At 40.0% G+C, this 14,675-nt stretch carries 9 protein-coding genes and 2 rRNA genes; 4 read left to right on the top strand and 7 right to left on the bottom strand.

Annotated features, from left to right (window positions below; all coding sequences use genetic code 11):
- The 4 genes from L659_RS0117815 to L659_RS0117800 all read left to right on the top strand — a co-directional run.
- Nucleotides 1-656 (top strand): LTA synthase family protein (locus L659_RS0117815; protein WP_024591424.1); only part of this gene is annotated, 656 nt, incomplete at its 5' end.
- Nucleotides 657-719: 63 nt separating this feature from the next.
- Nucleotides 720-1,394 (top strand): response regulator transcription factor, encoded by a 675-nt coding sequence (locus tag L659_RS0117810; RefSeq protein ID WP_024591423.1) that lies wholly within the window; start codon nucleotides 720-722, stop codon nucleotides 1,392-1,394.
- Nucleotides 1,375-2,811: a sensor histidine kinase gene (locus L659_RS0117805; RefSeq protein ID WP_024591422.1), complete on the top strand. Its 1,437-nt coding sequence runs from the start codon at nucleotides 1,375-1,377 to the stop codon at nucleotides 2,809-2,811. The genes L659_RS0117810 and L659_RS0117805 overlap by 20 nt, the downstream gene beginning before the upstream one ends.
- A 50-nt stretch (nucleotides 2,812-2,861) precedes the next feature.
- Nucleotides 2,862-3,740 (top strand): TraB/GumN family protein, encoded by an 879-nt coding sequence (locus L659_RS0117800; protein WP_024591421.1) that lies wholly within the window; start codon nucleotides 2,862-2,864, stop codon nucleotides 3,738-3,740.
- A gap of 47 nt (nucleotides 3,741-3,787) precedes the next feature.
- Here L659_RS0117800 and L659_RS0117795 read toward each other — a convergent pair whose 3' ends face one another.
- From L659_RS0117795 to L659_RS0117765, 7 genes are all read right to left on the bottom strand, one after another.
- Nucleotides 3,788-5,197 (bottom strand): ATP-binding cassette domain-containing protein, encoded by a 1,410-nt coding sequence (locus tag L659_RS0117795; protein WP_024591420.1) that lies wholly within the window; start codon nucleotides 5,195-5,197, stop codon nucleotides 3,788-3,790.
- 393 nt (nucleotides 5,198-5,590) lie between these two features.
- Nucleotides 5,591-7,318 carry a response regulator gene (locus tag L659_RS0117790; protein ID WP_024591419.1) on the bottom strand — a complete coding sequence of 576 codons (1,728 nt, stop codon included), beginning with the start codon at nucleotides 7,316-7,318 and terminating at the stop codon, nucleotides 5,591-5,593.
- Between the two features lie 123 nt (nucleotides 7,319-7,441).
- Nucleotides 7,442-9,775: a fatty acid cis/trans isomerase gene (locus L659_RS0117785; RefSeq protein WP_024591418.1), complete on the bottom strand. Its 2,334-nt coding sequence runs from the start codon at nucleotides 9,773-9,775 to the stop codon at nucleotides 7,442-7,444.
- On the bottom strand, nucleotides 9,772-10,134 hold the full coding sequence (locus L659_RS0117780) for a hypothetical protein (RefSeq protein ID WP_024591417.1): 363 nt from the start codon (nucleotides 10,132-10,134) through the stop codon (nucleotides 9,772-9,774). The genes L659_RS0117785 and L659_RS0117780 overlap by 4 nt, the downstream gene beginning before the upstream one ends.
- An 86-nt stretch (nucleotides 10,135-10,220) precedes the next feature.
- Entirely contained in the window at nucleotides 10,221-11,015 is a 795-nt protein-coding gene (locus L659_RS0117775; protein WP_024591416.1) for a VOC family protein, read from the bottom strand.
- 486 nt (nucleotides 11,016-11,501) lie between these two features.
- Nucleotides 11,502-11,616: ribosomal RNA gene (gene rrf, locus L659_RS0117770) — 5S ribosomal RNA — on the bottom strand.
- A gap of 147 nt (nucleotides 11,617-11,763) precedes the next feature.
- Nucleotides 11,764-14,654: ribosomal RNA gene (locus L659_RS0117765) — 23S ribosomal RNA — on the bottom strand.
- Between the last annotated feature and the right edge of the window lie 21 nt (nucleotides 14,655-14,675).

The raw sequence follows: 14,675 nt of genomic DNA, 5'->3' as shown, positions 1-14,675 counted from the left end.
AAGCCGATATAGAACTTACTAAGCTTAAAAATCAAAACAAACCCTTTTTTAGCCTTATATTTTCAAGCTCTAATCATAGCCCGTATGACTTTCCTGACGATAAAATAACGCTGTACGATAAACAAAAACAAACCCGTAATAATGCTGCCAAGTATGCCGATTACGCACTAGGCACCTTTATCGAAAAAGCTAAAAAATCGAGCTACTGGGATGATACTGTATTTATAGTTATTGCCGATCACGACTCGCGCGTATCGGGTTCAAATTTAGTACCGGTTGATCACTTTAAAATTCCGGCCGTTATTTTTGGTAAAGGTATTACCCATAAACGAGATAGCCAACTAGCCAGCCAGCTCGATATTCCTGTTACTCTACTGTCTTTAATTGGCGCAAGTGGTAAGCACCCTATGATAGGTCATGATTTATCAAAGCCAATTAGCGACAACAAACAACGCGCAATGATGCAATACGACAAAAACTTTGCCTACATGCACGATAATAAAGTGGTGGTGTTACAACCACAAAAACCAGCAACCACCTATACGTATAGCAATAACCAGCTTGTACCATGTGAAAACGATGAGCAACTAGTTAAAAAAGCCCTAGCCCACGCGAACTTAGGTAATCTAGCTTATACAAATGGTTGGTATCATTAACCAAGTGACTTGATAATAAAGCCTTGTTAAAGTAACAAGGCTATTTTTATAAACCGAGTAAACATGAAAATCCTCGTTATTGAAGACTCTGAAGCACTAAGACGCAGCTTGCAAGTTGGCCTTAGCAACCTTGGTTTTACCGTAGATGAAACTGGTGATGGCTCAGAAGGGTTGAGTATGGCACTCAGTGGAAACTACGACCTCCTAGTACTTGATTTAATGCTACCGAGCGTTGATGGCATGAGTATTTTACAAGCACTGCGCAGCAGTAATAGCCAAAGCCGTGTGCTAATTTTATCGGCACGAAGTGAGCCTCAAGATAAAATTAGCGGCCTTATGAAAGGCGCTGATGATTATTTAACTAAGCCATTTTCGTTTGAAGAACTCCATGCTCGTGTCCTTGCATTACTTCGTCGTGGTTCACTGCAAAACCAACAAAATACCCTTACCGTAGGTGATTGCGTATTAGATCTGTCACTTAAAACTCTTCACTACAAGCAACATGCCATTGAGCTCACTCGCAATGAATACAAAATAATAGAATGCTTATTTAACGCCCCAGAGCGAGTATTAGGGCTTGAGCTTATAAGTGAAGCGGTGGTAGGTCAGTTTGATATGCTCTCTAAAAATGCGCTTGAAGCACACATCTCAACCATACGTAAAAAAGTAAGACAGTTTGATGGCGAGCTCCCGATAAAAAACAAACGTGGATTTGGTTATGTCGCAACAACAAAATAAAAGTCACTCAATAAAACGTAAACTCGTTAATAATATTAGCGCTGTGATCTCTGTTATTTTATTCACCATATTTTTAACCGTTGATCTAAGTGTTGATACTTGGGTGGAAGATCAGTTTAATCAGTCTTTAACTAACAAAGCTAACTACTTAAAAACCTTAGTTGAAGATGACAACAACGTGGTTGAATTTGATTTTGCTGGTGAGTTTATGTCGGAGTATGAAGCTGCAGATGCCACGGAGTTTTACCAATTATGGCATGGCCGTGATGTGTTTGAACGCTCGGACTCATTAGCGCTTTATGAAAATGCTAACCTGCCTTTTTTAGAAATGCCGATAAACGAATCTAAAATTATAGATTACGAGCTTCCTAACGGGCGTGATGGTCGCGCACTTATAAGTCACTTTGTAGCCCAAAAAGATGATAGAAATCCCACTCACTCTGCTGTTTTTAATACCATGACTCTTGCAATCGCAGCGCCCACCTCCGAACTTAATAAAGTACTGATTATTATTGATGTGGTCTTTATTTTAACCTGTGTACTTGGTGTGTTTGGTGTGCGCTATTTAGTGACACGTATTGTAAATAAAGGTCTGCACCCGCTACACAACTTAAACGACCAAATTAAGTTACTCGATATTACCGGTGTTGCGCAAACAATAGAAAGCGACTTTAAAGTAGAAGAAATAGAACCTATACGTAACGAGCTAAATAAGTTTATTACCGTTAATCAGCAACTCTATAGTAATGAAAAACGCCTAACAAGCGACATTGCACACGAGCTTAAAACCCCAATAGCTGAACTCATAAGCCTCTCAGAGGTGGCTATTCGCTACCCTGACGATAAACGAATTAGCGACACCTATACCAGTGATGTGCTTAATATTTCACAGCGTATGAAAACGATTGTTAGCAACCTATTACTGTTGCAGCGCTCAAGTAGCAGTGCAATGCAATTAAATGCACAAAATATCATTCTAAATAACCTAGTAAATCAAATTGTTGATGAGCTGACCTTTAAGCACCCAACTATTAAAGCGCGTTTAAATAATGAGATAACTGACGAGTTTACACTTAATGCTGACGAATTTAGTTTAAATACCATTTTATGTAACTTAATCGATAACGCACTATTTTATGGACTCCCTGAGGCACCAATTAAATTAACTGCCGTAAATAACAGCACAAACATGACCATCTCTGTTAGTAACAAAGTAAATAAACCACTAAGTAGTGAACAGCTCACTGCTATTTTTGACCCGCTCTATCAGCTAGATTCATCTAGAACTAATAACCAGCGCCATGGTTTAGGATTATCAATTGTACAGAGCTTATGTAACTTAAATGGCTTTACTATTACGGCCAGTAATACCGAAAGCAATACGTTAACGTTTATATTAACGTTACCTCTGAAGTAAATTTAGGTTAGTATTTACACTACTAACCTTCGAGATTTTAAGGACAAACCATGAATGCTCTTACCCGTGTTAGCCACTTTTTTATTGTGGCATTACTTATAACATTTAGCCTTAACAGCTATGCTGCTCCTGCCATATACAAGATAGAAAAAAATGGCGTCAGCTCTTACTTATTTGGCACTGTACACGTTGGTGATGCCAGCATGAAAGGCTTACCTAAAAATGTAACCGATGCAATTAGTGCAAGCAAAGAAGTGATTGTTGAAGTTGATATAAGCAAACTTACTCCACTTGAAATGCAGCAGCGTTCAATGCCATTTATGATGCTAAGTGACGGTAAAACACTGCAAACTGAGCTTTCAAAGCAAAATTATACCAAGCTAAAAGATTACTTTGCTAAAAAGTCGATTGATATTGCTATGTTTAATGGCTTAAAGCCTTGGGCTGTTATGGTGACTATGATGCAAATTGAATTTCAAAATGCAGGTTATTCAGATAAAACCGGCATAGACAAGCAAGTGCTTAGTTATGCTAAAGAGCATAATATTAAAATTGGCGAGCTTGAAACCCTAGAACAACAACTACAAATGTTTGATGGTATGGCGCTATTAAGCAATGAAATGATTGAAGAAACCTTTGAGCAACTCAGCGATATTAATACTTACTTTATCAAATTAGTTAATGCCTGGAAAAACGGGGATATGGATACACTAACCGATTACTACAACATGAGTTTTGATGACAGTAATTACGGTGAAATTAGCGAGCAAGTAATGCTAACTAACCGCAATAATAATTGGGTTAAACAACTCACACCGCGTTTAGCAAACGAGCAACTATTTATTGCCGTAGGCGCTCTGCATTTACCTGAAAAACACGGGTTACTTAAACAACTTCGAGATAAAGGCTTTAGCGTTACTCGTCTTTAAAATAAAAATGGGTTGAGTGAATTTTCGCTCAACCTTTCTCTGAGTTTTTAATTAAAGTCTTCCATTTTTAAGTAATTCTCTATTCCTTCAATTTTGTCTGCCGCATGATGATTTACATAAATCACAGTACTTGTATTAGCAGCACAAATTTTCTCTATTAGTAGCAGTACACGTTGCCTGTTTGCTTCATCTAAGCCTAAGCAAGGCTCATCTAAAATAAGTAGCGTTGGATGCTTTACCATAGCCCGCACAATTAATAACATACGTTGATCGCCGTACGACAGCTGAGTAAATGAGGTGTTTTGTTTGTCACTTAAACCAATAAATGCCAGCCACTGCTTAGCAATATTAATTTGTGCGTCGCTCGGCTTTTGATATAAACCTATGCTGTCGTAAAATCCTGAAATAACAGTATTTAAAGCCGATATACTTACGCGATAATCCATATGTAGCGCGTTAGATATAAAACCAATATGCTGTTTTATATCCCAAATACTCTCCCCGGTTCCGCGTTTAAAACCGAACACTCCAATGTCATTGTTATAACACTGTGGGTTATCACCTGTTATTAAATTTAATAGGCATGTTTTACCTGAACCGTTCGCTCCAGTAAGCTGCCAATGCTGATGCTTTTTTATAGTCCAATTGAGATTTTTGAATATGCTTACGTCACTATAACTAACTTTAGCATTACTCAATTTAACTAAGGTATTACCAGTGAATGTCTTTTGCTCTTGCTCGGCGTCAGGAGATGGCACATCCAATGAAGTATGCTCTAAATGAAGTAGTTTTAGTAAGTCACTTAATTGCTCACTGTCTGGCTTTGCCAAAGTATGTAACAAGCAACCTTGGTTTACATAGCCATAGTGAGTAATGAATGAAGGGATTTCGTCTAGGCGGTTTAGTACAAAAACAAAAGTAATAGTTTGGCTAAGCTCTATGAGTATTTTATTAAGTTGCTGGCAAGATTGTACGTCGAGTCCATCAAATGGCTCGTCAAGCACGACTAACTCACTATGGGAGCTGAGTGCTTTTATAAGTAGGAGTTTACGAGTTTCACCCGTTGAAAGTTCTCTAAAATGCCTATTTAGTAATGAGCTAAATTTAAATAATTCTATTAGCTGCGCTAATAACTCACCATTATTACTATGCTCTGCAAATATAAGGTCTTTAACGAGGCTATGCTTTTCATGCTCTAATTCTTGGGCCAGTAACTGTTTATGCGAATCTGAAGACACGAGCATAAGTTTATTAATACTACTTATACGCTTACCACTTTCGCACTTAGCTTCACCAACTAACGCAGCTGTCAGTGCAGATTTACCGGCTCCATTAGCACCTAGAAGCAGCCAATGTTCTCCTAGATTCACTTGCCAATCTAGGTTGCATATGTCGTAACGACTTTTGCCTTGTCCTTGTAAGTAACCATTAAATTGCTCAAGCGTAATTGACTGCACTAACTTTTCCTAATAAACCTTAAAACAGCAAGTTAACGCATATTAAAAGTGCTTAGCAAGCTTGTTATCTGCAAAATTAATTTATTTCACTAGGGCGTATTGATCTTTGTGGATTGAAATTTGTTCAATCTAGGGGCGATTAAATCGCGGCGCGGGGTTTGTAACCTAGTGGGCTCGATTACTGCTCCTGCGTTATTCTAATGGCTTACATCCATGTAAGAATAAGTCAAAACCGAGTAACAAAGAGTTAATCGTCCCTAAAAAGAACCCAATGGGCAGCGCATGTTTGGTATTTATGCTGCGTTATCGCATATTTATGGGGAATAACCACACTACATAGGCTCTGCCTTGCCTAAAAACCAAACAGTCTGCTGCAAATTCAACTACCAAAGATCAACACGCCCTAGCAACGCTAATACTATTTAATGCGTCTTTAATTGCTTGCTGACTTATTGGTTTATGAATATGAAGGTTAGCCCCATATTTATAAGCTCGCTCTATATCATTTTGTGAAGTATTTGCTGTTATAACAATAATTGGCATTACTTTATTAAGATCAGAGCGTATTTTTTTAATCGCCTCAAACCCATCCATTACTGGCATATTTAAGTCCATAAAAACAATATCGTATTGATTTTCACTCACCATATCGCACGCGACTTTGCCGTTTTCAGCGCAATCATAGCTTAAACCTAATAAGCTAAGTATGCGGGTCAGTAATATAGTATTTAATGGATTATCTTCAACGACTAAACACTTTAGTTTGTCATTTATTTTACGAGGGTTTGGAAGAGCTTTACTGGCAATTATTGGTAAGTGCAAAGATACCAGCGCCCCATGGGCTTCATTATTTTTGAAGGTAATTTCACCGTGCAACGCCTTTACAACATACTGAACCCGAGTGAGACCTGTTCTTAATCCTTGAAAATGGTTTGTTTGTTTAAATGAGTCAAATTCAAGATCAGTAATCTCTTTCGAAAAACCACAACCAGTATCACTTACAGTTACACAAAGTTCATTATTAAAAAGCTTTGCAGAGACAGTAATTTCACCTTCTGTCGTAAACTTTATAGCGTTACTGATTAATTCTGTAAGCGTATGCTGCAAACGTTGATGATCCAATTTACATACACAATTTAATGATTCATCTAAACAACTAACTAGTTTTAGGCCTTTTTGCTGACAAGCATGCTCGTAAGCCATTAGTACTTTATTACACGACTCTAGAAGGTTTTCATTTTTAAATTGCGGTACCCACTTACCTGTACTTAAAGCTTGCAAGTCTTGCAGTTCATCTAATATGGCTATTAACCTAAGTGCGCAGTAATTAGCTTGGGTTTTAACGCTTTGCTGCGTATCAGAAACCTTTAACTCCTCAATAGACGTAATAAGACCCTGTAAAGGAGTTCTAAATTCGTGACTTGCTCTGGCAATAAAATGCTCTTTATTTTGACTCACTTGTTGAGCGAACTCTTTTTGTTTTTGGTATTTAGACAATGCGTTACCTATTTCTTTTTCCATTGGCATAAATACAAATCTTAACTCTACAAGTAGTAAAAACATCGCCATAAGCCAAAATAATAATTCAAGGTTAGATACCCAGTTCAATTTTTGGACAGCTTGCTCTTCAAATAAATTCACTGCATGATCTAGTTGCTTTAATAGCTCTTCAACCTCAGTTACAGAGAATATACGCTTATCTACTTGGCCTTGTTGATAAAGCAAATTTTCCGCTTGCTGGATATATGTTGCAACTTGGGAATCTAGTTTATGAGGAGCTAACGTATACAGCTTAATAAGCTTAGGTGTAAGGTATTGATACTCTCCATTACCATTTTTTGAAAGTAAGTAATTATGAGTTTTTTTGAATGATACAACTGACGCTTTTAACGCTTTAGTATGCTCAGAAATATTTGTTGCCGATAATAATAACTCATTACTATGCCAAGCTATTTTTTGAGAAAGCATTCTCTGCTTACCAGCCATATTTATTATTTTTGCGTCGTATTTTTGCACCGAAAAATAATACTGCATAAGTGATGCTGATGTGCTTATTAATAGTGCTATTGCTATTAATGCCCATCGGTAACGAGTACGGATATTCGCGACAACTTTAAACATACTAAGCCTTGTTTTTGTTTTAAGTGTAGCTCAATTTTTTAGAACTAATAAGCAGCTTAAATAATGATTATTAAATAAAAAAGCCCAACTAAAAAGTTGGGCTAATAAAATAAAACTATTTAACTATCTATTTTCTAAACGGTTATAGTCGAACATTCCATATTCTATCCCACGATATTTTTTAGCAGTATCGTGCAATATATCGCTGTATTGCCAAAACTGTGGATGAGTACGTCGAATACCAAACTTAGATTTCAATGCACCATAATCAGCTTCTATTTGCATCATAGGCAATTGCTCGGCAAAAGCATTTACTTGCTGCTCGTTATTTAAATACCAAATAGCTGCTGGATAATCTCCGATAAACCCAGGAACAATAGTCGCGGTATCTTCATCATAAGCACGTTGGCCATCTTCGTTTAATAAACTAGATATATTGTAATGCGCATTATGATGAATAATAGTGTAGCCCTTATGGCTATTATCTTCTTGCTTTACAAGTATAAAAGAAAGCTGAGGTAATAAGTTAACCGCTTTTGCTGGCATTTCACTTATTACATTTAACGGCTTTGGCACTTCAGTGTAGTTGTATTTTTCACTTAAAACTGGCGCTAAGGCTTCTTTCATCAAGGTATATAGTTCATGCTGTGGATCATCAGTTTCATAGTTAATACCACTGGGTTGGCTAAATTCTCGGTTACTTTTAAAGAACTTAGATAAGTCAGGTGGTGAATTACGATACCACTGCTTTTTGATTTGATTACGCTTGTGCTCAGGTAATAGAGCTAAAAAGTTTTGCTCTCCCTCTAAACGTAAAAAATCCATATATAAACGTGTAACCAATTGATGGCCTATATTTCCGTATACATCAAAGCCTGCCACAAGCAAATAATGAATACGTTCAAATAACGCATAATCAAGTATCCACGTGGTTTTAGGCTCTTGACCAATAAAACCTTTAACAACAGTTGCACTATCAAAATGGCGGAAAATAGTCAGCGCAGCATTTTTATTATGCCCATCACCTTTCCAAAGCAAGTCAGTTGTAAGATGCTCGCCACCTTTAAACATTTCGTTAGCAAGCTCAACTTTTGCCTGTAAATATTTTTTCTCACGAACTGAATATTTAACCCAGCTAGAAATAGGTAACGCATTACTTTCCTCTGCAGCAGGAAGTTCTAGCGCTTCTTCATGTTGCATTAGCATTTCCCCTACAGCAGGAGTCGCAACCTTATCAGGATCAGCAAATGCCACCCAAAAGTGATCATTTATAACATTTAAAGCAATCTGACCACGACAAACAGGCCCTTTTATAAAGCCCATAATAATTAACTCGGCTTCATCAAGCATAAATTGATATTTAGAATTAATAGGAATAACTTCAAAAGTTTTAAATGGGTTAGATGCTGACTTAGGCTCATAACTCGGCATTTGCGTAACTGTATAATCTGGCGCAATAAACTGCTCGTACAAACGCAGTAATTTAGCTTCATTAAGCTCAAGTGGTAAATGCGTTTTAGAAAGTATGGTTGTACGCTCTTGCATAAAACGATAATAAACACGGCTAACTTTAGGGTCATCGTATGGACGACGCGTATTAATTAACTTTATTTCCTCACCAGGAGGCGTACTTGAGCGAACTAGTTTAAAAAAGCTTTGTGGGTTCTCTGACGTAAAATAAATATGTGCTAAAAACCAATGTTCATAAATATAACGTGCTGATAACTGATACTTTAAGTTATCTTGATTTAAAAATGCTTCCCAGCCCTTTATTTTATTCTGATCATACTTACTTGGTGGCTCAATATGTGACATTTTACCGCCATTTTTAAGCCAGTTCTGTAAATGATTAAACTCTTCGCGCGAAACCCCAGGTAAACCATAAGGCATACCGCCATGAGGTTGCTCGTCAGCTAATCGGTCAAACTCCCCCATTGTTGCACAGGTTTGCGAACGCCCTAATGAAAAATCAAATTCATCATCTAGCACTTCATTAGTTGGTAATTCATAGCTTTGCTTTAACACTAAACTATTAAATAAAACACTTCCCGCTAAGTTTGCTTCTTCACTTTGTACGCGCTCATTTAGCACTGGCGTAAAGTTTTTTTCTCGCCATTGCTGTGTATTGGTTGCATCAAATAATAAACGGCTTGGGGTCGTTGCCAATAAACGAGTTCCATCGTAAACAAGCTCTTTACTCAAACCTCGGTCAATACCTTCAGGGGATGAGAGCTTAAGCTGGCAAGGTGCATCGTAACAACCATGGCAAACGACGCAGCGGGTATCGAGCACTGGTTTTACGTTTTGTAAAAAATCAGCTCCAGCAAGAGTAGAATGTGGAACGATACGCTCTTGCGCTTGCTCTGGTCCAAATAAATCATCGTAATGTGCATTACCTAAGTAAGCACAACCACTAAGGATAATTAATACAAATGTACTTATTATTATTTTTTTCATTCGTCCTCGTCACCTAAATCGAAGGTGGGCATCATATCCATTTGAGGAGAAACGAATGTTTTCTGACCTTCAGTATTCAAAACAATACTTAAAAGAGGCCCATGCGTTAATGTTATCTGCGCATCATGCTCTTGCTCTAATATACTTAAATACAGAGAATCAGTTATAAGCAACTCATAACCGCTAACGGTAATAGCTACACTGCTATCTTCACTTGGATTTTGGCAAATTTGAGCAAGTAACTCATCATCAAGTCCAATTGATATTTCAAAATCAGGCTGCTCTAAATCTCTATCACTTAATGATTCATCTAATAGAAATAAAGGAAGGGTTAAATTGCTATCTTGTTCAAATTCCATTGCGTTCTCTGCACTTTCTGACGATTTAATTGGCGAGTATTATAACAAACTAGCGAGTAAATTAACGCTAAAGCTAATGTAACTGTTTAAACGTCATCTATAACAGATTCGATCACCGAAAATACAGCACCTTGAGGGTCGCATATAACACTAAAACGACCAACATCGGGGATATCTGTTGCAGGAACACATACTTGTCCACCTAAGCTAGCGGCTTTATTTACTGCTGTATCGCAGCTCTCTACTGCAAAGTAAATCATCCAATGAGCAGGAATATCTTCAGGCCAGTCGCTTGTCATCTCAAGCATACCGGCAATTGGCTGTCCACCGACTAAAAATAAAGTGTAATCCATACCGTCCATTGGCTTTATTTCACTTTCCCAGCCTAGTAAAGCACAGTAAAAGTCTCTACTTACTTTACTATTTCTGGTTGCTAACTCATGCCAATAAGGAGTGTTTAATTCACCTAAGTGCTTACAACCTTTATGCTCATTTCCTTGCCATAGTGCAACAGTGGCACCTACAGGATCTTTTAGCATCAACATTCGTCCTGCATTCATAACATCATGAGGACCGGCAATAACTTCAGCACCTAGTTCTTTAGCTTTTAGCGCACAATCATCAACATTATCGACGGCAATGTAAGCCAACCAATGACTTGGGATCCCTTCACTAATTTGCTCTTTAGGCATTTCATACATAGCGGCTATATCACCACCTTGCTTTTGTAGCATAGTGTAATATATGTCCTCCCCAATAGGTTGATCGTCATACCCCCAATCAAATAATGAGGTATAAAACGTCTTACCATCTTTCCAATTATGGGTACAAAGTTCTGACCAACAAAAAATACCATGTGGGTGATTATCAATTTCACTCATTATTAAACCCTTATTATTCTATTTTTATCTAAACGAGCTCTGTCACATTTTATAAACTACATAATTGAACAGATCATAAATTGAGATTAGAGCAATAACTAAGCGAAGTCGATAAAAGAAGGGCAAGAATTCGTTATTCAGTTGTTTCATATATGAGGTTTTTAACGCAGTTAGCGTCAGATTTAATCCCTCAAATTGATTAGATATTATTGCTGATTGATATAAATTATTTACTAAGAAGTCCTTCGCTCTAGAGGAATCCCTGAATCACTTTTTTGCAGACGTAAAAAAGCCCGAATCATTAGATTCGGACGCTCTACAATATAAAATCGGTACGCTACGCAGTATATCAGCGTCGGGAGTCGCTACGCTCGCCCGCCCTACGTGATGTGTGTTGATGTGAGTGTGTGTTAATTGCGCGCATTTCACTTTTCTGCAGACGTAAAAAAGCCCGAATCGTTAGATCCGGGCTTTCTACAATTTGAAGCCTGGTAATGTCCTACTTTCACATAGCAAATGCTACACTATCATCGGCGCTGTTTCGTTTCACTACTGAGTTCGGCATGGGATCAGGTGGGTCCAAAACGCTATTGTCACCAAGCAAATTTGGGCGTTAATCCGTATCGCTACGCACTAACTGAATTTGGAAAATATCTGATAATATTTTTTAAGTCTTTCTTCAAGTAATATCTACTTTAGTTATATTAACTTCTGTCTAAACTGTCGCATAAAACGCGTTTGGCGTTGTATGGTTAAGCCTCACGGGTAATTAGTACAAGTTAGCTTAATGGCTCACACCACTTCCACATCTTGCCTATCAACGTTGTAGTCTTCAACGGCCCTTCAGAGACTTTAAAAGTCTAGTGAGAACTCATCTCGAGGCCTGCTTCGCGCTTAGATGCTTTCAGCGCTTATCAGTTCCGAACGTAGCTACCGGGCAATGCCATTGGCATGACAACCCGAACACCAGCGGTTCGTTCACTCCGGTCCTCTCGTACTAGGAGCAACCCCTCTCAATTCTCAAACGCCCACGGCAGATAGGGACCGAACTGTCTCACGACGTTCTAAACCCAGCTCGCGTACCACTTTAAATGGCGAACAGCCATACCCTTGGGACCGACTTCAGCCCCAGGATGTGATGAGCCGACATCGAGGTGCCAAACACCGCCGTCGATATGAACTCTTGGGCGGTATCAGCCTGTTATCCCCGGAGTACCTTTTATCCGTTGAGCGATGGCCCTTCCATTCAGAACCACCGGATCACTATGACCTACTTTCGTACCTGCTCGACGTGTCTGTCTCGCAGTTAAGCTGGCTTCTACCATTACACTAACCGTACGATGTCCGACCGTACTTAGCCAACCTTCGTGCTCCTCCGTTACTCTTTAGGAGGAGACCGCCCCAGTCAAACTACCCACCAGGCACTGTCCGTAACCCCGATTCAGGGGCCAACGTTAGAACATCAAAACTACAAGGGTGGTATTTCAAGGTTGACTCCACAACAACTAGCGTCGCTGCTTCAAAGTCTCCCACCTATCCTACACATGTAGGTTCAATGTTCAGTGCCAAGCTGTAGTAAAGGTTCACGGGGTCTTTCCGTCTAGCCGCGGGTACACAGCATCTTCACTGCGATTTCAATTTCACTGAGTCTCGGGTGGAGACAGCGTGGCCATGGTTACACCATTCGTGCAGGTCGGAACTTACCCGACAAGGAATTTCGCTACCTTAGGACCGTTATAGTTACGGCCGCCGTTTACCGGGGCTTCGATCAAGAGCTTCTCCCTAAGGATAACCCCATCAATTAACCTTCCGGCACCGGGCAGGTGTCACACCGTATACGTCATCTTGCGATTTTGCACAGTGCTGTGTTTTTAATAAACAGTCCCAGCCACCTGGTCACTGCGGCTCCCGTCCGCTTAGAGAGCAAGTCTCATCACAGATAGGAGCGTACCTTCTCCCGAAGTTACGGTACGATTTTGCCTAGTTCCTTCACCCGAGTTCTCTCAAGCGCCTTAGTATTCTCTACCTGACCACCTGTGTCGGTTTGGGGTACGATTCCATATAATCTGAAGCTTAGAGGCTTTTCCTGGAAGTATGGCATCAGCAACTTCATCACCGTAGTGACTCGTCTCGTGTCTCAGGTTTAGTGTTTGTCCGGATTTACCTAAACAAACGCCCTACTCACTTTCACATAGACTACCAACGCTATGCTTGCTTAGCCTGCTCCGTCCCCCCATCGCAATTATATCGAGTACAGAAATATTAATCTGTTTCCCATCGACTACGCCTTTCGGCCTCGCCTTAGGGGTCGACTTACCCTACCCTGATTAACATGGGATAGGAACCCTTGGTCTTCCGGCGTGGGAGTTTTTCACTCCCATTATCGTTACTCATGTCAGCATTCGCACTTCTGATACCTCCAGCATACCTCCCGGTACACCTTCAACGGCTTACAGAACGCTCCCCTACCACTCAGAATAAATTCTGAATCCGCAGCTTCGGTGCATAGTTTAGCCCCGTTACATCTTCCGCGCAGACCGACTCGACCAGTGAGCTATTACGCTTTCTTTAAAGGATGGCTGCTTCTAAGCCAACCTCCTGGCTGTCTGGGCCTTTCCACATCGTTTCCCACTTAACTATGACTTTGGGACCTTAGCTGGCGGTCTGGGTTGTTTCCCTCTTCACGACGGACGTTAGCACCCGCCGTGTGTCTCCCGGATATTACTTTACGGTATTCGGAGTTTGCAAAGGGTTGGTAAGTCGGGATGACCCCCTAGCCTTAACAGTGCTCTACCCCCGTAAGTATTCGTCCGAGGCTCTACCTAAATAGATTTCGGGGAGAACCAGCTATCTCCCGGTTTGATTAGCCTTTCACTCCTAGCCACAGGTCATCCCCTAACTTTTCAACGTTAGTGGGTTCGGTCCTCCAGTTGATGTTACTCAACCTTCAACCTGCCCATGGCTAGATCACCGGGTTTCGGGTCTATACCTTGCAACTATTCGCCCAGTTAAGACTCGGTTTCCCTACGGCTACCCTATTCGGTTAACCTCGCTACAAAATATAAGTCGCTGACCCATTATACAAAAGGTACGCAGTCACCCAACAAGTGGGCTCCTACTGCTTGTACGTACACGGTTTCAGGTTCTATTTCACTCCCCTCACAGGGGTTCTTTTCGCCTTTCCCTCACGGTACTGGTTCACTATCGGTCAGTTGGGAGTATTTAGCCTTAGATGATGGTCCACCTATATTCAGTCAAAGTTTCACGTGCTCCGACCTACTCGATTTCACTTAAAATGTCTTTTCATGTACGGGACTATCACCCTGTATCGTGGCGCTTTCCAGCAGCCTTCCATTAACACATAATAAGCTTAAGGGCTGTTCCGATTTCGCTCGCCGCTACTTTCGGAATCTCGGTTGATTTCTTTTCCTACGGGTACTTAGATGTTTCAGTTCTCCGCGTTCGCCTCGTTAACCTATGTATTCAGTTAACGATACCTGCAAGCAGGTGGGTTTCCCCATTCGGAAATCTTAGTCTCAAGCGCTTTTTACTAGCTTGACTAAGCTTATCGCAAGTTAATACGTCCTTCATCGCCTCCAACTGCCAAGGCATCCACCGTGTACGCTTAGTCACTTAACCATACAACCCAAACGGGTCTTT

The sequence above is a fragment of the Pseudoalteromonas sp. S8-8 genome (genome assembly GCF_000497875.1).
Lineage (GTDB): Bacteria > Pseudomonadota > Gammaproteobacteria > Enterobacterales > Alteromonadaceae > Pseudoalteromonas > Pseudoalteromonas arctica.
Note: the sequence above shows the minus strand (reverse complement) of the source record. Positions and strands in the feature narration are given on the sequence as shown.

Bases quoted from the DNA above. Each gene is read 5' to 3' on its own strand.
- L659_RS0117810 (WP_024591423.1), top strand. From the start codon at position 720: ATGAAAATCCTCGTTATTGAAGACTCTGAAGCACTAAGACGCAGCTTG.
- L659_RS0117805 (WP_024591422.1), top strand. From the start codon at position 1,375: ATGTCGCAACAACAAAATAAAAGTCACTCAATAAAACGTAAACTCGTT.
- L659_RS0117800 (WP_024591421.1), top strand. From the start codon at position 2,862: ATGAATGCTCTTACCCGTGTTAGCCACTTTTTTATTGTGGCATTACTT.
- L659_RS0117790 (WP_024591419.1), bottom strand. From the start codon at position 7,318: ATGTTTAAAGTTGTCGCGAATATCCGTACTCGTTACCGATGGGCATTA.
- L659_RS0117785 (WP_024591418.1), bottom strand. From the start codon at position 9,775: ATGAAAAAAATAATAATAAGTACATTTGTATTAATTATCCTTAGTGGT.
- L659_RS0117780 (WP_024591417.1), bottom strand. From the start codon at position 10,134: ATGGAATTTGAACAAGATAGCAATTTAACCCTTCCTTTATTTCTATTA.
- L659_RS0117775 (WP_024591416.1), bottom strand. From the start codon at position 11,015: ATGAGTGAAATTGATAATCACCCACATGGTATTTTTTGTTGGTCAGAA.